Raw genomic sequence first — 24,337 nt, forward strand, 5'->3', positions numbered from 1 at the left:
TGTACATTGATGTGCTAATCTGTTCATAAACCTTGCGCACGATTGGCCGTGAATCGTGGTCGAGTGGGGACGAGGAACGTTAAAGTCGGTCTCGCGTGACGCCCCTGTATGGAAGACGCGGGCATCTACGCGAGACACTACCCCTTTCTCGACCGAAACGTACAGCTGGGGGTCGCTAGCGGCCGCATCATCTCGGTAACGTTCCCCGAACACGCCGACGCGGATGCAGCCGACGACCACCCGCTGCTTGACCGTATCCAGACCTACCTTGATGGGCTGGAAGAGGTCAGCTTCGACGACGTGCAGGTCGCACTCACCCTCCCGACCGACCAGCGGTCCGTCCTCGAAACGCTCCGCGAGAAGGTGCCCTACAGTGAGCAGGTCGACGTGAAACAACTGGCTCGCATGACGCCCGGCCTCGACGCCGAGGACGAGGACGACCTCATCCTCGTGCGGACGGCCCTCGACGCGAATCCCGTCCCGCTGCTGATTCCGGACCATCGTGTCCGTGACGGCCCGAGCGCGGCCCCGCCCGAGGTCGAACAGCGTCTCCGGTCGGTCGAAGAACTCTGACTCGCGCTGTGTTGTCCGTGGCTACGTCCACTCCACGCCGAGCCACTCGTGGACCACGAACTCCAGCGCGTTGACCAGGTAGTGCGCCACGACCACGGCGAGCAGACTCTCGGTGAGGATGAACGCCGCGGCGAGGACGAACCCGAGCGTGCCGGTGACGACGATTCCTGCAGGCCCTTGGACGCCGTGTCCCAGCGCGAACACGAGCGACGACCCCACCGCGAGCAGCCACGGCGAGATGCCGAAGCCGACCGCGAGTACCCCAACCAGCGCAGCCCGGAACATGACCTCCTCGAACAGCGCGACGGTGGGCAACACGCCGAGGAGGAGGATTGCCCAGCCACGCGCCGACTCCGGCGCGAGCGACGACCGCAACTCGTCGTTGGCCGCGAGCCCCAGTCGGTCGGTCATCGACGCACCGACCTGATTCGCCACGTAGAGGACGATACCGAGACCGACGCCGATAGCGAGCGCCAGCGTGCTCAGCCCCGACGCGTCCACGCCGAGTGCTGACCGCGGGACGCCCGCGAGGACTGCTGCCCCGACGAGGACGGCGAGGAACAGGCCCTGCGTCAGCGCAACGTTCACCAGCAACAGCCCCGGAGAGAGCGACTGGTTCGAGAGCGCGTGCCACTCCGCGTAGATGTCGTCGTAGTCGGGCAGTTGCTCGCGCGTCTCGCTGTCGAGGTCTGCCGGTGCGGGCAACGCCGGGTCGGTCGTCGTCACTGCCGTCGTCGTCTGCCGGGCGAGTAGTAACAGGAAGCCACAGAGAACGAGCGCGACCGACGCGAACGCTGGTGCGTTGAACGCGGAAGAAACGAGAACAGCATCGGGGGCGAGCGCGAAGGCCGCCCAGGTAGCCATCTACTGCGGACTCGGGGAACCACTCCCGCGCCCGACGTTGTGTTCGAGCGCGGAGCCAGTGATGGACTTGAGCCGGTCCACGAGCGAGTCCTTCTCCGGTTCGCCGGCGAGGGCGACTTCGAGGACCTCGCTGATGTGGCTGACCGGGATGATCTCGATCTGGTCTTTGTACTCGTCTTCGATCATCACGTCCTGCTCGTTCGCCTTCGGGATGATGACCTTCGTCAGACCGGCCTTCGCGGCGGCCTCGATCTTGTGGGTCACACCGCCGACGGGGAGCACGTCACCACGGACGGAGAGTGACCCGGTCATGGCGAGGTTCTGCTCGACCGGGACGTTTTCGAGAGCGGAGATGACCGCCGTAGCGACCGTGATGGACGCGGAGTCCCCGTCGACACCCTGCTGGCCAGCCTGCACGAACTGGATGTGGATGTCCTTCTTCGAGATGTCCTCGTCGGAGAACTTCTTGATGATGGCGGAGACGTTCTGGACTGCCTCCTGCGCGATGTCTTGCAGCTTACCCGTGGCGATGACCTCGCCGGGACCCTGTGCGGGCACGACCTCGGCCATGACGGGGAGGACGATACCGGAGTCCTCACCCATGACGGCGAGCCCATTGACGCGGCCGACCACGTCGCCGGAGGAGACGGTCAGTTCGTAGTCCTTGCGGCGTTCGATGTAGTCGTCGGCGAGCTGCTGTTCGATGGAGCGCGAGCGGCGCTTGGCGCGCAGCACGTCCTCACGCGTCGTGAAGTCCTTGTCCTCGGCGCGGGCGATGTCACCCGAGACGCGGACGAGGCCACCGAGGTTACGCAGTTCGAGCGTGAGGTGGCCCTTCCGGCCAGCACGGCGACGGGCTTCGAGGATGATCTCCTCGATGGCGTCGCGCGTGAAGTCCGGCAGACGACCGTCCTTCTCGACTTCCTGTGCGACGAAGCGCGCGTACTTGCGGCGCATCTCCGGGGTGTCTTCGATGGTGTCGTCCATGTACACCTCGTACCCGTAGCCCTTGATACGGCTGCGGAGCGCGGGGTGCATGTTCTCCATCGCGTCGAGGTTCCCGGCCGCGACCATGATGAAGTCACACGGGACGGGCTCGGTCTGGACCATCGCACCCGAGGAGCGCTCGGACTGGCCCGTAATCGAGAACGCGCCCTCCTGAATCGCGGTCATCAGCTTCTGCTGGGACCGGATGTCGAGGGTGTTGATCTCGTCGACGAACAGCACGCCCTTGTTCGCCTTGTGGATGGCACCGGGTTCCACGCGGTCGTGGCTCGGCGTCTCCATGCCACCGGACTGGAACGGGTCGTGGCGGACGTCGCCCAGCAGTGCACCGGCGTGGGCACCGGTCGCGTCCTCGAACGGCGCGGTCTGCTGGTCGGAGTTGTTCACGATGAGGTTCGGAATCATCGAGTCGGTCGAACGACCGGAGTAACGGAAGGCGAGGTAGACGACACCGGCCGCGAGGATACCGAGTAAGAGTTCCTGCGTGACGACGGCGTAGACGAGGACGACGGCCATGATGATGAGCATCAAGAACGAGCGCATCTGGTTGCGCTTTCGAGCCTCGTCTTTGTACGCCTCGATGATCTGGTCGCCCTTCCCGGCGGGGACGGTGCGAACCTTCGGTTCGTTTCCGTCGTCGGGGTTGTGGTAGACGAGGATGTCTTGGAGGTCTTCCTTGGGGAGAAGTTGGGACATCGCTTTGGCCAGCATCGACTTCCCGGTACCCGGGGAGCCGATCATCATGACGTGGCGGCGCTGTTTGGCCGCCTTCTTCACGATGTCGCGGGCTTCGTCCTGCCCGATGACCTGGTCGACGAGTCGGTCCGGAACTTCGATTTCGTCCGTGGACTCGATCATCAACCCGCCGAGGAGGTCGTCCTCCGCGACGTCTTCGTCGATTTCTGCGCCAATCTCGACTTGCACGTCACTGCCGAGTCGGTCGAGGCCCTCGGAGGACGATTCCTCCTCCGGCGTCGTCGGCCCAGCACCCGGGTGGTCGTCCCGGGGTGCCTCGGGTATCGGCGACCCGCCTGACTCGGAACCCCCGTCCTCGACGGACTCGTCGTGCTCGTCCGTCTCCGGGATTCCGTCGGTGGTATCACTGTCGTTGCTCATAGAATCGGATTGCTACCTGATTCGAAGGCAGCGCGACTGATATACTTTCTCCCCTCTGCAACCTGCCGCGCACTACCGCAATTCAGCCGATAGAAGCTCTGTATACCCCGAAAACCGAAATCACCCCATCTCGCCACCCTTATAAATGATACGAGAGATTTTGTACGCATGGCCCGGGGATTCTACATCGGACGGTTCCAGCCGTACCACAACGGCCACCACAACATGGTGAAGACCATCGCCGAGGAGGTCGACGAACTCGTCCTCGGTATCGGGAGCGCGGGTGACTCCCACACGACGCACGACCCGTTCACCGCCGGCGAGCGAATCATGATGCTGACCAAGTCGCTCCAAGAGTTCGATCTGACGACGTACTCGGTCCCCATCGAGGACCTCGACCGGAACTCGGTGTGGGTCAGCCACGTCCAGTCGATGTCGCCGTCGTTCGACGTGGCGTACTCGAACAACCCGCTCGTCATCCGTCTGTTCTCCGAAGCGGGCATCGAGGTGCGCCAGTCGCCGATGTTCAACCGCGACGTGCTCGAAGGGACAGAGGTCAGAGAGCGCATGATTCACGGCGACGACTGGGAGCGTCTCATCCCGGACCCCGCCGTCGAAATCATCCGCGAAATCGACGGTATCGAGCGCATCCAACAGGTCTCCGCCTCGGACAGCAACGGCGACTAGGGACCGTGATTACGCTCGCTTCCGACTTCGGGTCGCCGTACCCGGCGGCGATGAAGGGCGTCATCTGTTCGCGGACCGACGCCCGTATCGAGGACATCGCGCACGATTTCCCCCGACAGGACGTTCGCGCCGCCGCATTCTGGCTCCGCGAGGTCTTGCCGTACTTCCCCCCGGCCGTCCACTGTGCCGTCGTCGACCCCGGCGTCGGGACCGACCGCGACGCAGTCGTTCTCACTGTGGGTGACCACGCACTCGTCGCACCAGATAACGGCGTCGTCGTGCCTGTCGCACGTCGATTAGCTGGAGTTGCACCCGGCGACTCACTTTCGTCGGCCGACGCCGACGTGTCGGCCTTCGTCATCGACGACTCAGCCGCAGACAGCACGACGTTCCACGGGCGAGACGTGTTCGCGCCGGCCGCCGCGGAGATTCACGAAAACGGTGTCCAGCGAGCAGGGAAACTGGCCGACTTGACACCGACAGACCCGGATTCACTCGTCGACTGCACCCTTCCTGAAGCCACAGTCAGCGACGGCAGCGCCGACGGAGAGGTCCTCGTCGTCGACGACTTCGGCAACGTCATCACGAACGTCCCCGGCGACTTCCTCGCGGGCGTGGACGCGGTGACGGTCAACGGACTGCAGACGCCCGTCGGAGACACGTTCGCGGCCGTATCGCCCGGCGAGCGACTCGTCACGGTCGGCAGTCACGGCTACGTCGAGTGCGACGTGAACCGCGGCCGTGGCGACGAGGCGTTCGGGCTCGAACCAGGCGACACCGTCGAGATAGAGCGATGCTGACGCCGTTCGCTGCGATGAACGCCCTCGGCACCGTCGCCTTCGCCGTGGCGGGAGCCTCGAAAGGCGTCGAGCGCGACCTCGACTACCTCGGCGTCTCGGTGCTCGGCGTCGTCACGGCCCTCGGCGGCGGTATCACCCGTGACCTGCTTGTCGGACGTGTTCCGGGCGCGCTGACCGCAGAATCGGACATGACGCTCGCGCTGGTGGGTGTCGCGGTCGCCATCGTGCTCACTCGCGCCGAAGCAGGCGACATCGCGGACTCGCTCCTACTCACGATTCCCGACGCCATCGGCCTCGCCGCCTTCGCCGCGACCGGCGCGCTCGTCGGTTACGAGGTCGGTCTGTCGCCGTTCGGCGTCGTCATCACGGCGACGCTGACCGGCACCGGCGGTGGAGCAATCCGCGACCTGCTCGCACAGGAGGTCCCGTCGATACTGCACGAGGACTTCTACGCGACCTGTGCCCTGTTCGGCGGCGCGGCGTTCTGGGTCGTTCGTGAGGTCGGCGGTCCTGAACCGGTCGCCACCATCGCCTGTGTGGTCCTCGCGCTCGGCCTGCGACTGGCCGCGATGCGGTACGATTGGTCGCTCCCGTCGCCCTGACACTTTTGCCGACACCGCGTGAGGCGTGGACCATGAGTCACCTCGTCGCCGCCGCGCTGCTCGTCCTCCTCGGCGTCCTCGTCCTCGTCTTCACACCGACGCTCTGTGGGGCGAAGGGCTGTACGAGTACGGCGAGGAGAAGACCCGCATCGACCTCGGTTCGTTGACCTACGAACGTTACAACGGCTGTGTCTGGTGTGAACGGAGTCTCGTGATGCTGGGACTCGGCGGCGTCTTCGTCGTCGGTGGGGTCGGTCTGGGCAGCGTCAGTGTCTACGACCAAATGTCGGAATAAGCGCCGAGACACGGTCAGATTCTGTCGTCGCCGGGGACGCAACCGTACCCGGGCCGAGCGTCGCCGCCCTCTCTCCAAAAACCGTCGCCGCCGAAGACGCAACCGTACTCGGAGAAATCGTCGCTCGGCGGAACTGCGGTACTGAAAAAACCGAAAGTCCGTCAACAGTCGAAAAGCGTGCGTCAGCTACCGAAGCCGACAGTGTGTCGCGGTCCGCGTTACTTCGCGGCGATGATGTCGTCGATGCGGATGATCATCGTCGCGGCTTCCGTCGCGGACTCGACGGCTTCGCGCTTCACGTCGGCGGGGTCTAAGATGCCGTACTTGGTCGGGTCGTCGATGGACCCGGTCTCGCCTTCGCTGATGACGCCCATCACGTCACCGCCCTCGTAGGCGGCGCGCAGGGCGACCAGCGCGTCGATGGGGTCCATGCCGGTGTTCTCCGCGAGGGTGCGAGGGAGCACGTCGACCGCGTCGGCGAACGCCTCGACAGCGAGTTGCTTGCGGCCTTCGATGCCGGAGGCGGCGCGGCGAACCGCGTCAGCGATGGCGATTTCTGCGGCACCCGCGCCGAGGACGACTTCCTCGGACTCGGCCGCGACGGAGACCACGTCGAGGGCGTCGTCGAGCGCGCGTTCGAGTTCGTCGACGACGTGTTCGGTGCCACCGCGGACGAAGACGGTGACGGACTGGGCGGCCGCGCCGCCCTCGATGAACGTCAGGTCGTCGTCACCGACGCGCTTCACGCGGATGTCGTCGGCGTGGCCGAAGTCCTCCGAGTCGAGGCCGTCGAGTGTGCCGAGGCGCTTCGCGCCGGTCGCGCGGGCGATGGAGCGGGCGTCCTCGTTCGAGAGCTTCTCGAACGCGAGCACGCCTTCGTTGGCGAGGAACGAGGCGACGCGCTTGTCGATGTCGTCGGTGGTGAAGACGACGTCCACGTCGGCCTCGGCGATGGTCTTCGCGTAGCCACGCAGTTCCGTCTCCTCGGCTTCCATCGCGGCGTTCAACTGCTCGATGGAGTCGATGCGGTACTGGGTGTCGACGTCGGTCTTGCGGACTTCGAGGTCGAAGTCGATGACGAGGATGTTCGCGTCCTCGACGTGGCGGGGCATGCTGTCGTGGACCGGTTCCTCGTCGATGATGATGCCCTCGACGAGTTCGGTCGCGTTCGACGACGCGCCGACTTTCGTGTGGATGCGGACGTTGTCACGCTCGATGCCTTCCTCACCTTCGACGTGGCGGATGGCCTCGACGACGGTCTTCGCGAGCTGGTCGGCGGTGAGCCCGCCGGTGCCCTTGCCCGTCAGGGTCGACTCGGCGACCTGGTGGAGCGTCTCGTCGTCCATCGTCGCGTCGAGGACCATCTCGTCGATGGCGTCGAGGGCGATCTGTGCGGCCTCGTGGTAGCCTTCGACGATGGTCGTCGGGTGCACGTCGTTTTCGAGCATGTCCTCCGCCTGCGCGAGGAGATGACCGGCGAGGACGGCGGCGGTCGTGGTACCGTCGCCGACCTCTTCTTCCTGCGACTGCGCGACTTCGACGATCATCTGCGCGGCGGGGTGCTCGATGTCCATCTCCTTCAGGATGGTCGCGCCGTCGTTCGTGATGACGACCTCACCCGACGTGTCGACGAGCATCTTGTCCATGCCGCGGGGGCCGAGCGTCGTGCGTACCGCTTCGGCGACCGCTTTCCCGGCCATGATGTTCGACGTCTGTGCGTTTCGACCGTGTGTTCGCTGTGAACTCTCGGCGAGGATGAACATCGGCTGACCACCCATGCTACGCTGTGCGAATTGTTGCGACATACTGGGGAAACCTCGTCCAGATAATGATTTTCTGAGTATATATAAATTTCCCAGCCACAGCTTCTCTTGGGCCAGAATAGCACAGTTTCAAAAACAACCATACTTTTTCTGCCATTCGTACGAGACAGTCCGGCGACCGGTAACGAGAAATACCCGTAGCCGAAACGTGGCGTCGATGCTGGAGTTGGAACACCAGTTCCGCGTCGTCGACGTCCACGCGCGCCTCTCGCCCGACGAGCACGCGACGACTCGCGGCCGAGCCATCTCACCGGAGAACCTCGAACGGGAGATGAAGCAGGCCGGTGTGGTTCGCGCCGTCGTGTTCCCCGACTCGGGCGCGGATTCTTACGTCACCGCGAACAACGCCGTCGCTCGGCTGAGCGTCGAGCGGCCGTTCGTCGCGTTCGCTCGAATCAACGGGCCACGCGACCCCGGTGCGGGTGCGACCGCACGACTCCGGAACTTTACGTCCTCGCGCGGGCCGAATCACACTTCTCCCGCCGACGTGGAACAGTACGCCTACGACGACCGATTTCACGGCTTCGTCCTCGACCCCTTCCGGGACGGACTCCCCGACGAGGCCGTCGTCGACGAACTCGCCGAGGTGGGCCTCCCGGTCCTCGTCCGGGCCGGGCAAGCGTTCCCACCGGACGTTGTCGCCGAGACGCTGCTCGGCCGAGGCTTTCCGGTCATCCTCTCGCACTTCGGCGGCTACCCGCTCGACCGCGACCTGATGGACCGGGCTATCGACCTGCTGGAGACACACGACGAGACGTACCTCGACACCTCGTTCGTCCGCTTCCGCGAGCAACTGGAGCGCGCGCTGCTCGAACATCCGGACCGCGTCCTGTTCGGTTCCGGTGCGCCCTCGGCCCACCCGAACGTCGGCGTGATGGAACTGCTGACGCTCGACGTATCAGAGGACAAGTTGCGACGCGCTTTCTCGAAGAACGCCTGTCGGGTCATCCCCGAGCTATCGTCGGACGTCGCGCTCGAAAACTAGTGTCTGATTCGCTCAAAGTTCGTACCGACACACCGCCCGGTCCTGTCGCGTCGACACACCGTTCGGGTTGCGTCGGTCGGTCCGGTCGGCCTTTCGCGCACTGAGACCGTCCTTCGCGCCGACGACCAGTCCTTTCGCCACCGAGCGGCCGCTCCCGAGCCACGAGGTCGGCGTCCGGGACCCACGAACCACGTCCTTCATCGCCCCGAACGCGTCGAGTCCGGCGTGTCGTGCGGTTCGCCGGAGGACAGTCGGTCGCGCGCCGTAGTTCTTGGCCATCCGGTAGGCGAGTGCGCGGTACTTCCACTCCCAGTCTTCGAGGGTGCGCCCACCGTCGGTCTCGTACTCGCCGCAGACGCTCATCTCGCTGGCCCACGTCACGTCGTGGTCGAGCGCGGCGAGACGGTGCGCGGCGTCGCGTGCACCGCCGGTCTGGAGGTACTCGTCGAAGCCGTCCAGGTCTTCCAGCACGCCGCGGCGGAACGCGACGTTGTGGCCACTGAAGTACGTCACGTCACGTCCACTGATAGAAGTAGCCTCCTCGACTTCGGTCGTCATCCCCGCTCGCACCGTTCGATGTGTCGGACCTGTCGCGACGGCCGCGCCGTCGTCGATTGAGGCTGTGACACCGTCGAACCACGTCGGTTCGACTGCGAGGTCGTAACTCACGAACGCGACCGTCTCGCCGGTGGCGACCTCGAATCCGGCGTTTCGCGCGACGTTGACGTTTCGCTCGCTGATTTCGACGAGCACGTCGACGTCGTCACGGTCGCGTACCATCCCGGTCGTGCCGTCCGACGAGGGCCCATTGACCACGACGACCTCCGCCGACGGTGCATGCGCCGCTAGCGCGTCGAGTGCCGCGTGGAGTTCCTCGCGCCCGTTGAGCGTCGGGACGACGACCGAGACGTCCATAGGCGTTCCTTGCGGTTCTGATACTTAAAAGCCAGTGTGACCGAACGCAGAGTTATATTCTATTCGACTCTTGTGTCCCAGTAGGAAACGGACGCAAGTCGCTCTAAGCCGGGTGCGTCGATTATCTCCTTGTCGATGCCGCGGAGCGAACTCGCGAGGCTGCCCGGAATCTTTCGGTAGAACCCGTACGGGAGGACGAAGTCGTGGGACTCGTGGTCCATCCTGAGACCGGCCTTCTCGACGAGTGAGTCGACCTCGTACCGAGAGTACAGTCGTGACCCCATCGGCAGCGCCCAGTTGTAGATGCTGCGCGTCGAGAACCGATTGAAGGTGTCGAAGAACACTTGGTTCTTCGAGACTCTGGCCATCTCCGAGAGGAACGACGCGGGCGTGTCGGCGAGGTGGAAGAAACGCATCGCCATCACCGTATCGAAGTGGTCGTCCGGGAACGGGAGACGCGCGGCGTCGCCGCGCATGAACTCCAGGTTCTCACTGACTCCAGCGGCCTGGGCCTTCTTTCGACCCTGCTGGAGCATCTGCGCGGAGATGTCGAGACCGATGATGTCCGCGCCGCGTTCGGCGAGCATGACGGTAAACCGGCCCGTCCCACAGGCGATTTCGAGGATGTCTTTCCCTTCGACGGGTTCGAGCGCGTCCAGCACCGCTCGCTTCTCCCGGCGGTCGATGAGTCGTCCACCGCGGGAGAAACGCTTCGCTTCGTACTCCTCAGCGACCTCGTCGGTCTGGTACCACTCCTGACCCTTCACACTGTCCGGATGTACTCCCGCACTGGGATAAAACGATGTTGGAGTCGTCCCGGTGTGGTAACGTTGTAGTACGATGCTAGCATACCACAAGTATGCCGACGTGTGCTTCCTGTGAATCGACCGTCTCGACCGACGACCTCGTCCGACACGAACGTGACGGGTTCCTGTTCGTGCACTGCCCGGAGTGTCACTGCTGCATGGGGCACTACCGAGACCCCTGTGTCAAACCGGAGTGAGCGACCGCGAGAGAAGTCGTGCGCGGCCTGCCGGCGCGTCAGTTCCCGACGACGTCGTCGGGCCGAATCCGGACGATGACGCGCGGTCCGCCCTCTTCGCCGTGGTTCGGGTACGTGTCCCGTCCCATGTAACGCTTCGTCAACTCGTCGATGTGCTCGACGGCACCGTCTTCAGTGACCTCGACGACCTCACCGCGAATCGAGAGGAACCGGTACGGGTCGTCGGGGTCGGTCATCTCGATGCCCACCTTCGGATTCTCGGTGACGTTGCGCTCTTTCTGCCGCCCGCGTGCCGTGTTCACCAGCACGTGGCCCGTCTCGTCGTCGTAGCCGACCCACACCGGCGTCACCTGCGGTGTCCCGTCCGGCATCATCGTCGCGAAGTGCGCGAAGGTCTGCTTCTCGAACAGGTCGTGGTAGGAGTCAGGGATGGCTTCCATACGATAGTGTAGGTGACGACGAGTAAAAAGCGAGATACCTCACGAACGAACAAGATACTAGCATGGTATATTAACACCTAATATTATCTGGACTGTACCATCCTCCATATAGCTAATCCTTAACACTGACCTCGGCTGTTCGTACTGGTATGAGCATGAGTACCGCAGACGACCGCGCAGAGAACGCCGACGATCTCCTCTCCGACTCCGAGTACCGCGACCGCCTTCGTGAGCTGCCGCCGAGCGCGAAGCTCGTATCGAAGGTTCTGGAGACCGAATCACCGCTCTCGCAGGGCCAGCTCGCCGAGGAGTCCCTGCTGCCCGACCGCACCGTCCGCTACGCCCTCAACCGGCTGGAGGACGCTGGCCTCGTAACCTCGCGCTACAGCTTCCAGGACGCGCGCAAGCAAGTCTACTCGCTGAACGTCTGAACGCGATTCTGTCGGCGGGTTCGACAGCCACGGACGCCGCCACTCGACTCCTCGACTCCTCGATTCCATCCGTTTTTCTCCGCTTCCGAGTCACGACCAGACGTTTTAGGTCCGGGGCCTCGTCTGGTTCGGCATGACCGCAGTCACGCGATTCGCCGTCTCGACACCGACCCGAGCACCGACGGGCCGGACGAACGCCTACGTCGTCGGCGACGCCGACGCTGCGCTCCTCGTCGACCCGTCCGACGACAACGAACGACTCGACGAGGCCTGCGTGACCCACGACGTTCGCCACATCGCCGTGACCCACACACACCCTGACCACGTCGGCGCGGTCGCAGACTACGCGAAACGGACCGGGGCGACTGTCTGGGCGCGTTACGGCCACGAGGACCATTTCGAAGCCGCGACTGGCGTCACTCCCGACCGAACGTTCCGCGAGGGGACGACGATTCCAGGCGTGGACGTGACCGTTCTCGACACGCCGGGCCACGCCCGCGACCACGTCTCCTTCGTCGCCGACGACTCGATTCTCTGTGGCGACCTCGCCATGGGCCAGGGCAGCGTCGTCGTCGGCGGTCCCGACGGTGACATGCGGTCGTACCTGACCAGCCTCCGGCGAGTCTGGGCACGCGACCCGGCAGAGTTGTGCCCCGGTCACGGTCCCGTCATCAAGGACCCACGCGAGACGTGCGAGCGACTGATTCGCCACCGACTCGACCGCGAGGCGAAAGTCCTCGCCGCAGTCGAGGGCGGGGCGTCGACCCTCGACGAAATCCTCGACGCCGCCTACGAGAAGGACCTCACGGGCGTCGAAGACCTCGCCCGCGCGACGGTCGACTGTCACCTCGACAAACTCGTCGCCGCGGGCCGGGTCGACCGGAAGGGCGACCGATTCGTGCCGGTGGCGTGAGCCCCGCACTGCCGGGGTAACTACTTCGTCTTGGCCGTCGTGAAAGTGGTATGAAACGACACGAAGGACCGCTGTTCGGGAGTCACCGGAGCGACCTCGTGGTCGGCATCGCCCTCATCTGGGCGGCCGTCATCGTCGCACTTTCGAGCGGGCCAGAGCCGTCGACGACGAACGTGCTCGCCGTCGTCGTCACTGCGGCCCTCGCGACTGTCGGCCTGGTCGTACTCGGCGTCACCAAGTACGGAATCGGGCGCTCGCGCTGAGAAGTACGAACACCGAGAGACGACCCGACCACGACCGAGACCTTTTCCCGCGACGACCACTCACGCAGAGCCATGGAGTCGCTCGAATCCGAACTCGCGAGGGCAAAAGACCTCGACACGTCTGAACTCGCGGACGCCATCGAGACCATCGGCTTCGAGTGCACACGTTGTGGTGCCTGCTGTACGTCGGAGGCCGACGACCCGCACACGGCGACCGTCTTCCCCGACGAAGTCCGAGACGTGCAGGCGACGAGCGACGAGTACGACTGGCGCGACGTGGCCCGGCCGATGCCCTACGGACTGGACGAATCGGCCGACGGCGAAGTCACGGGCGAGACGTTCGAGTGGGCGCTCCAGACCGATTCCTGTGGCGACTGTTCGTTCTACACCGAAGACGACGACGGGGTCGGCGCGTGTTCGGTCCACGGCTCGCGCCCGCTCATCTGCCAGACGTACCCCTTCAGCGTCGCCCTCTCGGGCACCAGCCAGCCGATGGGCGAAGTCGTCGACAGCGTTGCGCTGGAAGCGCAACGGGAAGCCGGTGAAACCGGCGACGAGTCCGGCATCGTCCGCGCTCACGAATGCGAGGGACTCGGCCGCGACATCTCGCGCGAGGACGCCGAGGAACTCGCTGCGGCGCTCAAAGAGCGGGCCGTGCGAGAACTGGAGGAAGCAATCGGTGTGCGAGACAACTACGACCCGGACGCGGCGGCGGGCGAACCGGTGGTCGTCCACGACTCAGAAGGGGCGAAGCGGCCGGACGGGTCGAGCGTCGAGTGAGTGGCCAAAGCGAAACCGGCCGAGTCAACCACTGGTGGTCGTGCCGAGATGGACGTCGTCGTCTTTGCTGCTGAAGTCGGTCACCAGCTGGTCTTCTTTCACTTGGACGTACAGCAGGTGGAGGTTGTCTTCCTCTGCGAGCCACTCGACGGTCGTGTCGTGACCCGCGTCGGTCTGGATTCGAACGTCCGGTGACTCGCCGTCGGGGACGATATCGTCCGAAATCCATCGGTCCTTCGCAGGGACCTGCAACTCCCGCCGTCGGTCACTCAGTGTCAGTGTAACCGCTATTTCGGTCGATAGCCGATTTTGGACGACGATATCCGCCGGGTTCCCTTCACGGGCCCACGGTGCCTCGTTGCCGCTCGCACCCGTCGCTACTTCTGTCGAACTGGTCGTGGGCTCGGTGTCAGAGACGGCACTGCACCCCGCAGTCACGCCAGTCAGCAGCCCAGCGACCGATTGCACCACCGCTCGGCGATTCATACATCACCTGTCTTTCGTGGAGAACTATCAGTGTTCGCCAATTTTCCCACGTGGGCAAGTCGTACGCCGACGCTCCGAAGTGAGAGACGGCTCCCGTCGACGCCACGGCGGCCACCACGACCGTCGCGACTCGACCGGGGCGAAGCGACCGGACGGGCCGAGCGTCGAAGAGAAAACTTAGAACGTATCTTCGATTATCTCGCCGACGGCGAAGTTCGACTTCACCTCGGTGATTTCGACCTTGACGCGCTCGCCGACGTCCGCACCGGGGACGATAATGACGTAGCCGCGTTCGACGCGCGCGATACCGTCACCCTGTTTCCCGATATCTTCGATTTCGACGTAGCGGGTCTCGCCCGTCTCGACCGGCGGTTGCGGTTCCGACGGCGTCTCCGTCGTCGTAGTCGCCTCCGTCTCCGTCGACGTTTCCTCCTCTTCCTCCCGTGCGATGAGCGCGACGCGATACGTCTCGCCAGACTCGACCGACCCCGTCTCGATCTCCTGTCGGGGTACTTCGATTGTGAACGAGTCACCGTCCGAGTCGACCTTCGCACTGAACAGACACAGCAGTTTATCAGAGATTTCCACAGTGAGCCTCTACGCGAATGGTGTGAGGCAGTTGTCTTCAAATTTCCGCTGAAGCATGGGATGAAAAGCAGGAAGCGATTACCGACGGCCGCCGTAGTGGGTAAAAATCGCCGGGTCGTTCAGTCTGCGCCGCTCGGTGAGTCGGTCGCGACGAACGGCCCGAGGTCGACATCGGTCGGAACCTCGCCATGCGAGTCGTACGGGCGGTCGACGACGATGTCGCCAGCGGTCGAGCGACCGATGCCCGGAATCGCAGTCAGTTCGTCCATCGACGCGGCGTTCACGTCGAGCGGGTGGACGAGTCCAGTCACGGAGCGATAGCCGTGGTCGACGACGGCCACGTCGACGGTTTTTCCGAGTTCGCGCTCGCCCGGAATCCCTACGAGCAGCGGGTAGGTACCGAGTTGGCGGCCGAACGTCGTGCCTTCCTCGTGGTACTCCAGGTGGACGTTCGGGAGGATGGTGCCCGGCGGGGCGAGACGCTGGAGCAGCGGGTTATCTATCTCCTCGCGAACCTGCGTCTTGTACTGCTTGAACAGGCGCTTGTGGTCGTGGGCGATGTGTGCGCCCTCGCTGTTCATGTCGGTGCCGGCAAACGTCATCACCTGCCGAATGTTCACCCGGCGGAGCATCAGGCCGGCGTCGTACACGCGGTGGAGGAAGTCGAGGTTGTGCTGGAACGTCTCCTCGCGCTCTTCTTTGAGACCGTGCAGCAGGTTGATGCCGGGCAGGAGTTTCGGGAGTCGCTTCGGGGCGTCGGGTCCGGTGGAGGGGCCGGTTCCGGGTTCGTCGCCGGGACGCCAGCCGCCTTCCTCGTTGACGATTTTGACCGCCTGAAACGCCTCCTCGGCGGTGACGTTCAGGTTGTTCGCCTCCTGCACCCGCGGGTCCGCGGATTCGAGACCGAACGCGGCGGTGTCACCGGGTGTGTTGTGTTTGGCGATGATGCGGATACCTTCGCGCGATAACTCGGGCCACTCGACGACCGTGATGGGGTTCATGTTGTCGAGGTGGAGCGTGCCGAGGTCGGGCGCGACCTCGCGGATGCCGCCGTACAGTTCCCGAAGGGCGTCCGGATTCGGCTTCTCGCCGTCGCCGCCGTAGGCCAGAATGTCGGCCTGTCGCCCGAGTCGGAAGTGACGCGCACCGCGCTCGTAGAGCTGTTCCACTTCGCCGACGACCGAGTCGGGCGCTCTGAAAGAGGGGTTCCCGTACAGCGGTTCGGTACAGAACGAACATCGGTACGGACAGCCCCGACTCGTCTCCATCTCGCAGATGAGGTACTCGGGGTGGTTCGGGTGCTGTTCGATGACGAACGCGCCCTTCGCGGCCCAGCGGTCGATCTCCCGATTGTCGCGCATCCGGTTGTTGAACCCCTCCATACCGGACTTGACGAGATCGAACGCGGCCGCCTCCACGTCGCCTTTCGCGACGAAGTCGTAGTCCAAATCGTCACGCTCGGTCTCGGTCGCACCGGCGTTCTCGTCGCCGACGCCGAACTTGACGGGGCCGCCCATCAGGGTCGTCCCCTGTGCGGTCCACGCCAACTTCTTGACCTCGTCCGGTTCGGCTGGCGTCCCGCCGACGTACTTGCCGGGGACGGTCATCCCGCCGAGGTAGCACAGGAGGTCGGCCTGTTCCACGTCGAGCCAGCGCGACTGCTCCTCGCGCAGTTCGTCGATGGTGTGGTACGTGACGTTTGCGGGGTCGACGCCCGCGTCGACCAGCGCACCCGCGGTGTAGCGCGGATAGGTCGAGATGTAGGGTGGTACCCCGAAGTGCGCTGGCTCGTCGACGTAGCCGTCGACGATGGTCACGTCGAGACTCGCGGGGTCGGTCATACACCATTGTGAACGCCGAAGCGGTAAAACGAGTGCGAAAGCCAGTCAGCCGGGAGCCGGCCGACCGGCAGGAGCGCTGGGTAGCGTAGCGCGGGGTCGCTGGTAGTGGTCGTGGGCGTGGACGACGAGTGGCGAGCAATCGACGCCGCGACGCCTCACGCCACTTTGGCGGCCGGCTGCGAGTCCTTGGTCACCAGCACGTCGACGGCATCGTCGGCTAGGGTGCCGATAGCGAAGGCGGTGTACGTACTGCCGCGCTCTAATTGCGCGCCGGGCACGTCGATGACCGACTCGGACTCCCCTGCTGGGCGAATCGAGAGGTCGTACGTTCCCGCGGTGACGGGGCCGTACGGACTCGCGCGGCCGAACGGCACCTCCCTGAACACCGCATCGCCGTCGAAGGCGAGGTCGACTTCGGGAGCGTCCGGACTGGCGTGGACGAACCGGATGCGAGCGTTGTCGCCAGAGACCGCCTCGTTCGTGTCGTTCAACACGAGCGTGTCGATGTCCGCCAGCGAGCCGATAGCGAGGACGGTGTAGTCGTGGTCGTCGGTCAGGTCGAGCGACTTTTCGATGACCGACTGGTCGGGCTTCCCGGCCGGGACGACGTTGATGCTGTGCTCTCCCGACGGAACTTCGATGTACTCGGTGACGGTCCCGAAATCGACGCCGTGGAGGACGGGTTTGCCGTCGATGTGGATGTCGACGGCCGGCGCGTCCGGTGAGCAGTGCCCGATGCGTACGTTCGTTGTCGATGTCATGGTATACTCCCCTCTGTGGGTGTCGTTCTAGTGGCGGTCCGCGGTATTCAGACAATCGTCAGGGAGCGTGTCAGGTCGCCTCGGAGGCCTCTGGGTGGGCTCGCAGCGCCGTCCTCGACTGCTGGGCTCCGAGTCGGACCCAGCGCCCGTGGGCGGTCAGGCCATCTTCGCGGTCGGCCGATGGTCGTGGGTGACGACCACGTCGAACGACCCGGTGGCCACTTCACCCACGATGAACGCAGTGTAAGTCATCCCATCTTCGATACGCACGTCGGGAACCTCGAAGAGGAGTTCTCCCGCGTCGGTGGGAACGACCTGCATCGTGTAGTCGTCTGCACCGAAGTTGGCGTACTCGCTCGCCGTCCCGGCTGGCAGGTTGGAGAACTTCATCGCCCCGTCGAACCCGACGTCGACTGCGGGAACGTCGAGGCAGACGTTGACGACGCGGAGCCGGCCCGCGCGGGAGTGGACCTCGTTTCGGTCCTGCAACACGAGCGAGTCGGGGTCTTCGGCTGCACCGAGTGCGAGGACGGTGTACTCACTGCCTGCGTCGAAATCGATGACCGTTCGCAGTAGTGTCTCGTCTTGTCCCCCGACCGGCATCAGATTCACGTCGTGGTGTCCTGTCTCGAGTTCGAGGTAGTCGCTGATGGTCCCGAACTCGACTGCCTCGGCGACCACTCGCCCGTCGACGAAGACGTCGACGGGTGAGTCGTCCGGGGCGCAGTGCCCGATACGCAGATACGTCCTTGCTGACATAGTAGCCCCCCAAATGGGTGCTCACAGATTGGGCGTCGCCGATATTCAGGTCGTTGTCTGTGTCGCTGTCACATCGACCAACAAAAGAGCTCCAGTGTTCGACTTCAGATTCGTCTGCGAGCCAACAGTCCCGCGGTCAGCACCAGTGCGAGGGCGGACGCGACGGTACCGAAGCCGGGAAGCGTCGCAGGGCTCTGGTCCGCATCGTCAGCGTCGGGATTGCCACCCGCTGTCGTCGAGTCGACAGACTGTTGCGTCCCCGCCTGGACCGTCCCGGTCGCAGCCGGTGCAGGCGCCGAGGTCGTCGCGGCAGTGCCCGGCGAAGCCGAAGACGTCGTCTCCGACGACGGTGCTGTCGACGTCGCTCCAGCCGTCCCAGTAGCCGGTGACGCCGTCGTCGTCGTTGGCCGGTCGGTCGACGTAGTCGAGGGGGTCGCCGAAGTCGGCCGCGTCGTCTCCGCCGGTGGCGTCGAGGCCGTCGGTGGTGTCGTCGCAGGGTTTCTCTCCGTGGTCGTGGGCGGCGCGGCCGTCGTGTCTGTAGGCGGATTTGCCGTGGTCGTGGATGGACTCGACGTGGTCGTGGGCGGAGCCGCCGTCGCAGTTGGTGGGGCAGTCGTCGCAGTCGGTGGCGTTGTGGTTGGTGGCTGCGTCGTGGCTGGTGGCTGCGTCGTGGCTGGTGGCTGCGTCGTGGTCGGCGGCGTCGTCGTGTTGGGCGTGAGCGGCGCGTCGTCTTCACCGTCGAGGAGCCCGTCACCGTCCGTGTCGGCGTCGAGTGGATCCGTCTCGCCCTCGACTTCCACCTTGTCGTCGAGTCCGTCCCCGTCCGTGTCGACCGCGTTCGGGTTCAATCCGAGTTCGACTTCCCGCTCGTCAGAGAGGCCGTCACCATCGGAGTCTCGCTGCGCGGCATCGTCTGTATAGAGTGTCGGGTCCTCGGGGACACTCGGCACGGCCTCCGTGGTCACGTAGCGGTCGACCCACTGGCGCATCGACGCGTTTCCGCTCACGTCGACGGCCGCCTCAGCGAACCGTGAGACGGTGACGCGTTCGTTGCGGGTGTTCAACCGAGAGAACACGTCTTCGAGTGACTTCGTCCCGGCGGTGTCTCGCCGTATCTGCGCGTCGAGGGCCGCGAGCACGCGTCGGCCCTTGGTGTACTCCGCGTCGTCGGTGGACCACGTCGCCTTCGAACTCAGTGTGGCGTCGGCGTCGCGGTTCGTCGAGACGTGTCGGTAGAACTCGTCGAAGTCGATTCGGTCGTCCTGGTGGGTCAACAGCGCCGCGAAGTACTCGGCGCTGCCTTCGTCGACCCAGTCCATCCGGTTCGAGGTGGTGTACTGCTGACGGCTGTGAATGTACTCGTGAACCCACGGGTTGTCGTCGTCGTTCACCGGTTCTTCGTGGTTGACCCACATGTCGTGGTCGCCCCACTGCAAGCCACCGCGTCTGATGGCGTCGGGGGCGACGAACACGTGCAGGTCACCCTCGGCCTCGGATACGTCGAGTGCCGCCATCGCGTTCGTGAGTGACTGTGACACCGACTCGGTGTCGACCTGCGTCGTCTCGGGCACCACCAGCGTCATCGTCCGGCCGTCGCTGGTGAATTCGAGCGACTGGTGCGCACCGAGGTAGGCCATCCGGTCGCTGACGACGCCCTCGCCCGGCGTCGTGTACGTGGTCGGGAACCGGCCCTCGTCCGACGTGTGGACGACCGTACTGAGGTTCGTGTAGTACTTCGCCGGGAACCGCGTCGGCACGAGTGCCCACTCGCCGGCGTCGTAGAAGTCGTGGCCACCGAACTGCGCGCTTTCCTGATTCACGTCGAGTGCGATGGTGATGGACGGGTCGTCAGTCCGTTCGTCCCATCGCTGTCCGTACGACCCGCTGCTGTCGTAGAACCCTCGTCGTTCGACGACCGTCGCGTTGGTCGGCAGCTGCACGAAGAGGCTGGAGGCGTCGTCCGTGACCTCGAAGGAGGCAGTCAGTTCGACCGTTCCCGGGTCGTTGGGTGTGAGGTTCACCGAGAGCGTCCGTTCGACGGCGTGCTCAGCCGACCCGGCTGACCCTGTTGCGGGGGTTGTCCGGTCCTGCTCGGACCGGGAGTTACCGATGTCAGCGGCGGCGACCGGCGCAGAAACCGTCGCGAGAGAGAGCAGGAGGGCAACGAAGAGCGCGGACCTGGAATCGTCCATCGGTCCCTTGTTCGGCTGGAAGACGTAAATGGCCCCCAGATAGTTCGGCCATCGGTCACATCAGTGATTCGAGAGGGGCGCACGATTCGCAGGAAAAGCGTTCCGCCCCCGAAAACCCCTTCCCCCTCACGGTCGAACTACTCCGTATATGCCCGCAACGATGGAGGTCAAGTGTACGAGTGAGGACTGCGAGCTCGACATGTTCGAGCTACACTACACGTACGATATGCCGGACGACGTGGGCGTCGACGACTTCGCCTGTCCGTACTGTCGTGCGGCCGACTCGCTGGAGGAAATCGAGTTATGAACGTTCGCGGCTTCGGCAAGTCGGTGAGCAACACGGTCCTCCGGCAAATCGGCCGGGCGTCGAGTCAGATGCAGGAGAATCGACCCATCCCAGTCGACCTCCTCGAATCCGACGACGCGTATCTGGTCGTCTTCGACGCCCCGGGTGCGACCCAGTCTGACGTGCAGGTGCGCTACATCGACGGTGCCGTACAGGTCCGTATCGACCGCTTCCGCAAGTTCCACGAGGACTACGAGATGCGTATCCCCGGCCGCGGCATGGCCCTCGACGGCCACGCCACCCTACCGAAGGACGCGCTCGTCACGGCCGAAGAGGCGACCGCGACGCTTCGCAAGAACGGAACGCTGGAGATTCGCATCCCGAAGGCCGAACCCGACGAGGCCGATGCGGCGGAAAGCGACACGGTGACCATCGCCGAACCGGAAGAGTCGGAACCTGACGATTCCGAATCGGTCAGCGTCGCCGACGAGTCGGCGGAGTAAGGGTCGACAGGCTTCCTCCCCGTCAGCTTCGTCCCGCACCGATTTCTCCCGCGCTGCTCCGCTCGCTCTCTTCTGTCTCTGAATCCTCACTCGACGGCCATCCCTTCCACGATGTCGAACTCCTCGTCGCCGTCGAACCGGGTCGGGTCGAACGGGTCGAGGCCGCCCTCGCCGAGAATGTCCGCGACGACTGCTTCCGCGAGTGCGGGTGACCGCATGAATCCGTGGCCCTGGAACCCGGTGGCGACGTACAGCCCGTCTCGTAACTCGCCGAGCAGTGGGTCGTAGTCGGGCGTCGCGGTACAGAGCCCGGCCCACGCTCGCTCGACCGACGGCTCACAGCCGATTCGTTCGGCGAGGCCAGCGTCGAGGTCGGCGCGGAACCAGTCGTCCGCATCCGGGTTCCAGTCGTCTGGGTCGGCTTCGACCTCCTCGGTGCCGTCCCCAGCGAGTAGGCCGGTCGGATGTGGGCGACAGTAGAAGCCTGCAGTCGCGTCGTACACCATCGGCACGTCGCGGTCGTCGGTCGCGGTCAGCGCCTGCACTCGGTAGGGCTTCATCGCGATGGCGATGCCGGCACCCGCGAGGAGTCGCTTCGTGTGCGCCCCGGCCGCGACGAGAACCGCGTCGAACTGCTCGATGTCGGCGCCGTCGACGTCCTTCGGGACGACACCAGTCGGCTCTGTGCTGACGGCGACCGGCGTCTCGGTCCGTATCGTCGCCCCCGCGTCTTCGGCTTTCTTTGCGAGCAGCGGCGGATAGGCCGCCGGGTCGACGTAGCCCGCGTCGTGGGCGACCGCGGCGACCGCAACGTCGGAGAGCACGAGGTCGTCGTAGGCCTCAGTGAGCGCGTCGAAGTCGGCGAGTTCGACGTTTCGCCCGTTCGTCTGCATCCGCGACACTTGCTCGCGGATAGCGTTCGCCCGTTTCTCGTCGCCCTCGCGAGCCAGCCAGACGTACGGACACGGCGTGAAGGTGAAGTCACCTTCGCCGTCGAAGGCGCGAAAGCGTTCGAGCGCGCGGTCGGCCACGTCCGCGTCGATGTCCTCCGCGAAAGCATCGTAGACGACACCGGCCGCGCGGCCGGTGCTACTGGTCGACTCGCCGCCGATGTCACCCGCTTCGAACAGCGTCACGTCGACGCCTGCGCTGGCGAGGTCGAACGCGGCCGTGGTGCCGATCGCACCGCCGCCGACGACGGCGACCGTCTCCGGAGCGTCTTCTGGGAGTGATTCGCCTTCCGGGTGCGCCTCGTCGGGCCGGTCGGTGTCGTCGCTCATCGGTGCTCCTCCGGCATGAGCGCCTCGAACGCCTGGTCACCGAGCCAGTCGACGAGCGAGCCGAGTTCCTCCGCGGACCGCTCGAACAGTCGCTCGCCGGCGTCGGCAGAACCGTGCGTCGGATTGCCGACGACACCAGATTCGGAGAAGTCGGTCGTGTCGAAACTCACCTGTGCGCCGTTCTGTGTCTCGCCCCAGAACGGGGCCGCGCCTTCCTCCGCCTCCTCCAGTGCGTCCTCGCGAACGTGGTCGCCCTGCAGGTGGAGCATCATGCTCGTCTCCACTTCGTCGGCGTGGGCGATGCCCGCCTCGCCGAAGATGGCCTCCTCCAGTCCACCGAGGTCCGACCACCAGTTCCACGGCGCGGCGAACATCGTCTCCTCGCCCCGAAGCCGACGCGCGACTCGGGTGATGGCGTCTTCGTTGCCCCCGTGGCCGTTCACGATGACCGCCTTCCGAACGCCGTGACTGGCCACGCTCGACAGCACGTCAGCGACGTAGTTCTCGAACGTCTCCGGGTCGGTCCACAGCGTGCCGTGGAACTGTCGGTGGTGTTCGCTCACGCCGACGGGGAGTGTGGGGAGTAAGAGTGCATCTTCGCGTTCGGCGACTTCCTCGGCGACGGCTTCGGCCGCCATGAAGTCGGTCCCGAGCGGGAGTGCCGGGCCGTGCTGTTCGACGCTCCCGACCGGAAGTAAGGCGACCTCCACGTCGTCGAGGCCGTCCGCGAACGTCGTCGTCGTCTCCTGTGAAATGTCCATACCGGGCGTGCTCCCGGCGGTCTGATAAACGGTTCGCCTAGAACGGCCGAGACTACACGATGCTTCGCCGTGTCTCTCGCGGCCGTTGTCTCACTCCGTCGTCGTCTCGCCCTCTCGCAGAACGACCGCCCCGACGATGACGAGCGCAGCACCGAAGAACAGTTCCAGCGAGGTGTAAAGTGTCAGTTGCTGTGCGACGATGGCGAGTGTCGCAGTGACGGAACCGAACAGTGTCGCGAGCGAGCCGACGAACAGGCGAAGTGCATCCACTGGCCCAATTTGTTGAAAGCAGAAGCAAAAGCCTACTGGCCAACCCTCCCTCGACATTCCGGATGCAAGGATATTCCTGCTTTCAATAGCGTCTGGTGGGCCTAATTATTGGTTTCTCGACAGCAGCTCTGTCGAACGGTCACCAACTGCCACCGACGCTCGTCCGAGAAGTGAAAACGCGTCAGCCAGTGCGACTCAGCGGAACTCGTCCAGCCCGCGTGCCGGATAGCCGACCACGAAGTCTGCACCGAGGTCTTTCAGTTCGGCGACGCGCTCGCGTACCGTCTTCGTGTCGCCGACGAGTGCGAAGTCGGTGCTCGCCTTCAGGAGGACTTCACGAGCGCGGCCGGTTGCGCTCGCGTCGGTGGCACAGCCGTCGGGCAGCGCCCGCGCGACCGCACCCCGGCGCGAGACGTAGCCGCCGACCGCGTCGAGGACCGCGTCGTCGTCGTCGGTCAGGACCGTCGGGGCGTAGATAGCGACTTCGCCGTCGAAGCCGGCCGCCCGCAGCGCCCGGATGTCCCGGTCGGTCGAGCGCGACAGCAGTTCGAACTGCGTCCCGCCGACCGCCATCGCGAGTCGTTCGACGCCTTCGGTGCCGACCCACGCGTCTGCGTCAGCCTTCCTGGCCTCGCCGAGTCGTGGCGCGATTGCCCGGCCCTTCTCCTCGTCGGTGAGATACGCGGGGTGCCCCGCGACGAGGATGCGACTCACGTCTTCAGGGAGCGTCGCCGCCAGCGAACAGTCTCCGAGCGGGTCGAACCCGTCGGCGCGAACCGGCGTCGTCACCATGACGGTCGACTCTTTCGAGAGCGACCGCAGGGTCGACGCGTCGGGCAGATGCTCACGACCTTCGTAGTCGACGACCAGCAGGTCAGAGCCCAGATGGGCCGCCTGCGCGACGTCGACTTCTTTCGGCTTCAATGCGACTCCGTCGAGACCTGTCTTGGCGAGAGAGACACCGCTCGTTAACATGAGTGGACACCTCCGGATACCGAGAGACAGAACAGTCTAATTTCGGGCGAGTGGAACTCGATCCATCGTCTGCGCGACCATGTATTGGTAGGAATGCCAGCATTCGGGATAAGGGTGTCGGAGGGAACGAAGTATCGCCG

Annotated in this window: 29 protein-coding genes; 13 read left to right on the top strand and 16 right to left on the bottom strand. The window is 64.9% G+C overall.

Annotation, left to right across the window (positions count from 1 at the left end):
- The first annotated feature begins 108 nt into the window (after window positions 1-108).
- Window positions 109-573 carry a methylated-DNA--[protein]-cysteine S-methyltransferase gene (locus tag ACSC1P_RS16305; RefSeq protein WP_435361254.1) on the top strand — a complete coding sequence of 155 codons (465 nt, stop codon included), beginning with the start codon at window positions 109-111 and terminating at the stop codon, window positions 571-573.
- A gap of 21 nt (window positions 574-594) precedes the next feature.
- On the opposite strand, the gene ACSC1P_RS16310 is transcribed toward ACSC1P_RS16305, so the two are convergent.
- The gene (locus ACSC1P_RS16310; protein WP_435361255.1) at window positions 595-1,437 is read right to left on the bottom strand and encodes a CPBP family intramembrane glutamic endopeptidase; all 843 of its coding nucleotides are present in this window, start codon (window positions 1,435-1,437) and stop codon (window positions 595-597) included.
- Window positions 1,438-3,558 carry an ATP-dependent protease LonB gene (gene lonB / locus ACSC1P_RS16315; RefSeq protein WP_435361256.1) on the bottom strand — a complete coding sequence of 707 codons (2,121 nt, stop codon included), beginning with the start codon at window positions 3,556-3,558 and terminating at the stop codon, window positions 1,438-1,440.
- Between the two features lie 168 nt (window positions 3,559-3,726).
- Between lonB and ACSC1P_RS16320 the strand changes: the two genes are divergently transcribed.
- From ACSC1P_RS16320 to ACSC1P_RS16335, 4 genes are read left to right on the top strand one after another with little or no spacing between them, the layout of a single operon-like run.
- Window positions 3,727-4,245: a nicotinamide-nucleotide adenylyltransferase gene (locus ACSC1P_RS16320; RefSeq protein ID WP_435361257.1), complete on the top strand. Its 519-nt coding sequence runs from the start codon at window positions 3,727-3,729 to the stop codon at window positions 4,243-4,245.
- 5 nt (window positions 4,246-4,250) lie between these two features.
- Entirely contained in the window at window positions 4,251-5,045 is a 795-nt protein-coding gene (locus tag ACSC1P_RS16325) for an SAM hydrolase/SAM-dependent halogenase family protein (RefSeq protein ID WP_435361258.1), read from the top strand.
- Complete coding sequence (locus ACSC1P_RS16330; protein ID WP_435361259.1) at window positions 5,039-5,647, top strand: trimeric intracellular cation channel family protein; 609 nt, start codon at window positions 5,039-5,041, stop codon at window positions 5,645-5,647. The genes ACSC1P_RS16325 and ACSC1P_RS16330 overlap by 7 nt, the downstream gene beginning before the upstream one ends.
- A 32-nt stretch (window positions 5,648-5,679) precedes the next feature.
- A complete protein-coding gene (locus tag ACSC1P_RS16335; RefSeq protein ID WP_435361260.1) occupies window positions 5,680-5,814 on the top strand; it encodes a hypothetical protein in 135 nt (44 codons plus the stop codon).
- 346 nt (window positions 5,815-6,160) lie between these two features.
- Here ACSC1P_RS16335 and thsA read toward each other — a convergent pair whose 3' ends face one another.
- Window positions 6,161-7,705 carry a thermosome subunit alpha gene (gene thsA / locus ACSC1P_RS16340; protein WP_435361522.1) on the bottom strand — a complete coding sequence of 515 codons (1,545 nt, stop codon included), beginning with the start codon at window positions 7,703-7,705 and terminating at the stop codon, window positions 6,161-6,163.
- A gap of 217 nt (window positions 7,706-7,922) precedes the next feature.
- Here thsA and ACSC1P_RS16345 point away from each other — a divergent pair, with 217 nt between their 5' ends.
- Entirely contained in the window at window positions 7,923-8,750 is an 828-nt protein-coding gene (locus tag ACSC1P_RS16345; RefSeq protein WP_435361261.1) for an amidohydrolase family protein, read from the top strand.
- Between the two features lie 12 nt (window positions 8,751-8,762).
- Here the strand turns inward: ACSC1P_RS16345 and ACSC1P_RS16350 are convergent, their stop codons facing one another.
- Window positions 8,763-9,665: a glycosyltransferase family 2 protein gene (locus tag ACSC1P_RS16350; RefSeq protein ID WP_435361262.1), complete on the bottom strand. Its 903-nt coding sequence runs from the start codon at window positions 9,663-9,665 to the stop codon at window positions 8,763-8,765.
- A gap of 59 nt (window positions 9,666-9,724) precedes the next feature.
- Window positions 9,725-10,432, bottom strand: a complete 708-nt coding sequence (locus ACSC1P_RS16355) for a class I SAM-dependent methyltransferase (RefSeq protein WP_435361263.1) — start codon at window positions 10,430-10,432, stop codon at window positions 9,725-9,727.
- Window positions 10,433-10,524: 92 nt separating this feature from the next.
- Between ACSC1P_RS16355 and ACSC1P_RS16360 the strand changes: the two genes are divergently transcribed.
- Window positions 10,525-10,668 carry a hypothetical protein gene (locus ACSC1P_RS16360; protein ID WP_435361264.1) on the top strand — a complete coding sequence of 48 codons (144 nt, stop codon included), beginning with the start codon at window positions 10,525-10,527 and terminating at the stop codon, window positions 10,666-10,668.
- Between the two features lie 38 nt (window positions 10,669-10,706).
- Here ACSC1P_RS16360 and ACSC1P_RS16365 read toward each other — a convergent pair whose 3' ends face one another.
- Complete coding sequence (locus ACSC1P_RS16365) at window positions 10,707-11,108, bottom strand: PPOX class F420-dependent oxidoreductase (protein WP_435361265.1); 402 nt, start codon at window positions 11,106-11,108, stop codon at window positions 10,707-10,709.
- 149 nt (window positions 11,109-11,257) lie between these two features.
- Between ACSC1P_RS16365 and ACSC1P_RS16370 the strand changes: the two genes are divergently transcribed.
- The 4 genes from ACSC1P_RS16370 to ACSC1P_RS16385 all read left to right on the top strand — a co-directional run bounded on the left by ACSC1P_RS16370 (window position 11,258) and on the right by ACSC1P_RS16385 (window position 13,495).
- Entirely contained in the window at window positions 11,258-11,539 is a 282-nt protein-coding gene (locus tag ACSC1P_RS16370) for a helix-turn-helix domain-containing protein (RefSeq protein ID WP_435361266.1), read from the top strand.
- Window positions 11,540-11,672: 133 nt separating this feature from the next.
- Complete coding sequence (locus ACSC1P_RS16375) at window positions 11,673-12,452, top strand: MBL fold metallo-hydrolase (RefSeq protein ID WP_435361267.1); 780 nt, start codon at window positions 11,673-11,675, stop codon at window positions 12,450-12,452.
- Between the two features lie 50 nt (window positions 12,453-12,502).
- Entirely contained in the window at window positions 12,503-12,715 is a 213-nt protein-coding gene (locus ACSC1P_RS16380) for a hypothetical protein (protein WP_435361268.1), read from the top strand.
- 72 nt (window positions 12,716-12,787) lie between these two features.
- Entirely contained in the window at window positions 12,788-13,495 is a 708-nt protein-coding gene (locus ACSC1P_RS16385; RefSeq protein WP_435361269.1) for a YkgJ family cysteine cluster protein, read from the top strand.
- A gap of 24 nt (window positions 13,496-13,519) precedes the next feature.
- On the opposite strand, the gene ACSC1P_RS16390 is transcribed toward ACSC1P_RS16385, so the two are convergent.
- From ACSC1P_RS16390 to ACSC1P_RS16415, 6 genes are all read right to left on the bottom strand, one after another.
- On the bottom strand, window positions 13,520-13,981 hold the full coding sequence (locus ACSC1P_RS16390; protein ID WP_435361270.1) for a hypothetical protein: 462 nt from the start codon (window positions 13,979-13,981) through the stop codon (window positions 13,520-13,522).
- Between the two features lie 177 nt (window positions 13,982-14,158).
- Window positions 14,159-14,569 carry a TRAM domain-containing protein gene (locus tag ACSC1P_RS16395; protein WP_435361271.1) on the bottom strand — a complete coding sequence of 137 codons (411 nt, stop codon included), beginning with the start codon at window positions 14,567-14,569 and terminating at the stop codon, window positions 14,159-14,161.
- A 119-nt stretch (window positions 14,570-14,688) separates the two neighbouring features.
- Window positions 14,689-16,410, bottom strand: coding sequence for a radical SAM protein (locus ACSC1P_RS16400; protein ID WP_435361272.1), 1,722 nt, complete (start codon window positions 16,408-16,410; stop codon window positions 14,689-14,691).
- Between the two features lie 155 nt (window positions 16,411-16,565).
- Window positions 16,566-17,171, bottom strand: coding sequence for a DUF4397 domain-containing protein (locus tag ACSC1P_RS16405; RefSeq protein WP_435361273.1), 606 nt, complete (start codon window positions 17,169-17,171; stop codon window positions 16,566-16,568).
- A 156-nt stretch (window positions 17,172-17,327) separates the two neighbouring features.
- Window positions 17,328-17,930 (bottom strand): DUF4397 domain-containing protein, encoded by a 603-nt coding sequence (locus ACSC1P_RS16410; protein WP_435361274.1) that lies wholly within the window; start codon window positions 17,928-17,930, stop codon window positions 17,328-17,330.
- 104 nt (window positions 17,931-18,034) lie between these two features.
- Window positions 18,035-20,122, bottom strand: a complete 2,088-nt coding sequence (locus ACSC1P_RS16415) for a hypothetical protein (RefSeq protein ID WP_435361275.1) — start codon at window positions 20,120-20,122, stop codon at window positions 18,035-18,037.
- A gap of 148 nt (window positions 20,123-20,270) precedes the next feature.
- On the opposite strand from ACSC1P_RS16415, the gene ACSC1P_RS16420 reads away from it, so the two are divergent.
- Together ACSC1P_RS16420 and ACSC1P_RS16425 are read left to right on the top strand one after the other, a co-directional pair.
- Window positions 20,271-20,429 (top strand): DUF7559 family protein, encoded by a 159-nt coding sequence (locus ACSC1P_RS16420; RefSeq protein WP_435361276.1) that lies wholly within the window; start codon window positions 20,271-20,273, stop codon window positions 20,427-20,429.
- Window positions 20,426-20,911 (top strand): Hsp20/alpha crystallin family protein, encoded by a 486-nt coding sequence (locus ACSC1P_RS16425; protein ID WP_435361277.1) that lies wholly within the window; start codon window positions 20,426-20,428, stop codon window positions 20,909-20,911. Before ACSC1P_RS16420 ends, ACSC1P_RS16425 begins: the two co-directional genes overlap by 4 nt.
- A gap of 86 nt (window positions 20,912-20,997) precedes the next feature.
- Here ACSC1P_RS16425 and ACSC1P_RS16430 read toward each other — a convergent pair whose 3' ends face one another.
- The 4 genes from ACSC1P_RS16430 to ACSC1P_RS16445 all read right to left on the bottom strand — a co-directional run bounded on the left by ACSC1P_RS16430 (window position 20,998) and on the right by ACSC1P_RS16445 (window position 24,197).
- The gene (locus ACSC1P_RS16430) at window positions 20,998-22,191 is read right to left on the bottom strand and encodes an NAD(P)/FAD-dependent oxidoreductase (RefSeq protein WP_435361278.1); all 1,194 of its coding nucleotides are present in this window, start codon (window positions 22,189-22,191) and stop codon (window positions 20,998-21,000) included.
- Window positions 22,188-22,952 carry a creatininase family protein gene (locus ACSC1P_RS16435; RefSeq protein WP_435361279.1) on the bottom strand — a complete coding sequence of 255 codons (765 nt, stop codon included), beginning with the start codon at window positions 22,950-22,952 and terminating at the stop codon, window positions 22,188-22,190. The genes ACSC1P_RS16430 and ACSC1P_RS16435 overlap by 4 nt, the downstream gene beginning before the upstream one ends.
- 90 nt (window positions 22,953-23,042) lie before the next feature.
- Window positions 23,043-23,222 (bottom strand): hypothetical protein, encoded by a 180-nt coding sequence (locus tag ACSC1P_RS16440; RefSeq protein ID WP_435361280.1) that lies wholly within the window; start codon window positions 23,220-23,222, stop codon window positions 23,043-23,045.
- A gap of 195 nt (window positions 23,223-23,417) precedes the next feature.
- Window positions 23,418-24,197 (bottom strand): DUF7388 family protein, encoded by a 780-nt coding sequence (locus tag ACSC1P_RS16445; protein ID WP_435361281.1) that lies wholly within the window; start codon window positions 24,195-24,197, stop codon window positions 23,418-23,420.
- Between the last annotated feature and the right edge of the window lie 140 nt (window positions 24,198-24,337).

Origin of the sequence: Haloarchaeobius caseinilyticus (genome assembly GCF_051207395.1) — an archaeon.
In the GTDB taxonomy this organism is placed as follows: domain Archaea; phylum Halobacteriota; class Halobacteria; order Halobacteriales; family Natrialbaceae; genus Haloarchaeobius.

Excerpts from the sequence above, each read along its gene's own strand:
- ACSC1P_RS16305 (WP_435361254.1), top strand. The coding sequence starts at position 109 with ATGGAAGACGCGGGCATCTACGCGAGACACTACCCCTTTCTCGACCGA.
- ACSC1P_RS16310 (WP_435361255.1), bottom strand. The coding sequence starts at position 1,437 with ATGGCTACCTGGGCGGCCTTCGCGCTCGCCCCCGATGCTGTTCTCGTT.
- lonB (WP_435361256.1), bottom strand. The coding sequence starts at position 3,558 with ATGAGCAACGACAGTGATACCACCGACGGAATCCCGGAGACGGACGAG.
- ACSC1P_RS16320 (WP_435361257.1), top strand. The coding sequence starts at position 3,727 with ATGGCCCGGGGATTCTACATCGGACGGTTCCAGCCGTACCACAACGGC.
- ACSC1P_RS16330 (WP_435361259.1), top strand. The coding sequence starts at position 5,039 with ATGCTGACGCCGTTCGCTGCGATGAACGCCCTCGGCACCGTCGCCTTC.
- ACSC1P_RS16335 (WP_435361260.1), top strand. The coding sequence starts at position 5,680 with ATGAGTCACCTCGTCGCCGCCGCGCTGCTCGTCCTCCTCGGCGTCCTC.
- thsA (WP_435361522.1), bottom strand. The coding sequence starts at position 7,705 with ATGTTCATCCTCGCCGAGAGTTCACAGCGAACACACGGTCGAAACGCA.
- ACSC1P_RS16345 (WP_435361261.1), top strand. The coding sequence starts at position 7,923 with ATGCTGGAGTTGGAACACCAGTTCCGCGTCGTCGACGTCCACGCGCGC.
- ACSC1P_RS16350 (WP_435361262.1), bottom strand. The coding sequence starts at position 9,665 with ATGGACGTCTCGGTCGTCGTCCCGACGCTCAACGGGCGCGAGGAACTC.
- ACSC1P_RS16360 (WP_435361264.1), top strand. The coding sequence starts at position 10,525 with ATGCCGACGTGTGCTTCCTGTGAATCGACCGTCTCGACCGACGACCTC.
- ACSC1P_RS16365 (WP_435361265.1), bottom strand. The coding sequence starts at position 11,108 with ATGGAAGCCATCCCTGACTCCTACCACGACCTGTTCGAGAAGCAGACC.
- ACSC1P_RS16370 (WP_435361266.1), top strand. The coding sequence starts at position 11,258 with ATGAGCATGAGTACCGCAGACGACCGCGCAGAGAACGCCGACGATCTC.
- ACSC1P_RS16375 (WP_435361267.1), top strand. The coding sequence starts at position 11,673 with ATGACCGCAGTCACGCGATTCGCCGTCTCGACACCGACCCGAGCACCG.
- ACSC1P_RS16380 (WP_435361268.1), top strand. The coding sequence starts at position 12,503 with ATGAAACGACACGAAGGACCGCTGTTCGGGAGTCACCGGAGCGACCTC.
- ACSC1P_RS16385 (WP_435361269.1), top strand. The coding sequence starts at position 12,788 with ATGGAGTCGCTCGAATCCGAACTCGCGAGGGCAAAAGACCTCGACACG.
- ACSC1P_RS16390 (WP_435361270.1), bottom strand. The coding sequence starts at position 13,981 with ATGAATCGCCGAGCGGTGGTGCAATCGGTCGCTGGGCTGCTGACTGGC.
- ACSC1P_RS16400 (WP_435361272.1), bottom strand. The coding sequence starts at position 16,410 with ATGACCGACCCCGCGAGTCTCGACGTGACCATCGTCGACGGCTACGTC.
- ACSC1P_RS16405 (WP_435361273.1), bottom strand. The coding sequence starts at position 17,171 with ATGACATCGACAACGAACGTACGCATCGGGCACTGCTCACCGGACGCG.
- ACSC1P_RS16410 (WP_435361274.1), bottom strand. The coding sequence starts at position 17,930 with ATGTCAGCAAGGACGTATCTGCGTATCGGGCACTGCGCCCCGGACGAC.
- ACSC1P_RS16415 (WP_435361275.1), bottom strand. The coding sequence starts at position 20,122 with ATGGACGATTCCAGGTCCGCGCTCTTCGTTGCCCTCCTGCTCTCTCTC.
- ACSC1P_RS16420 (WP_435361276.1), top strand. The coding sequence starts at position 20,271 with ATGCCCGCAACGATGGAGGTCAAGTGTACGAGTGAGGACTGCGAGCTC.
- ACSC1P_RS16425 (WP_435361277.1), top strand. The coding sequence starts at position 20,426 with ATGAACGTTCGCGGCTTCGGCAAGTCGGTGAGCAACACGGTCCTCCGG.
- ACSC1P_RS16430 (WP_435361278.1), bottom strand. The coding sequence starts at position 22,191 with ATGAGCGACGACACCGACCGGCCCGACGAGGCGCACCCGGAAGGCGAA.
- ACSC1P_RS16435 (WP_435361279.1), bottom strand. The coding sequence starts at position 22,952 with ATGGACATTTCACAGGAGACGACGACGACGTTCGCGGACGGCCTCGAC.
- ACSC1P_RS16445 (WP_435361281.1), bottom strand. The coding sequence starts at position 24,197 with ATGTTAACGAGCGGTGTCTCTCTCGCCAAGACAGGTCTCGACGGAGTC.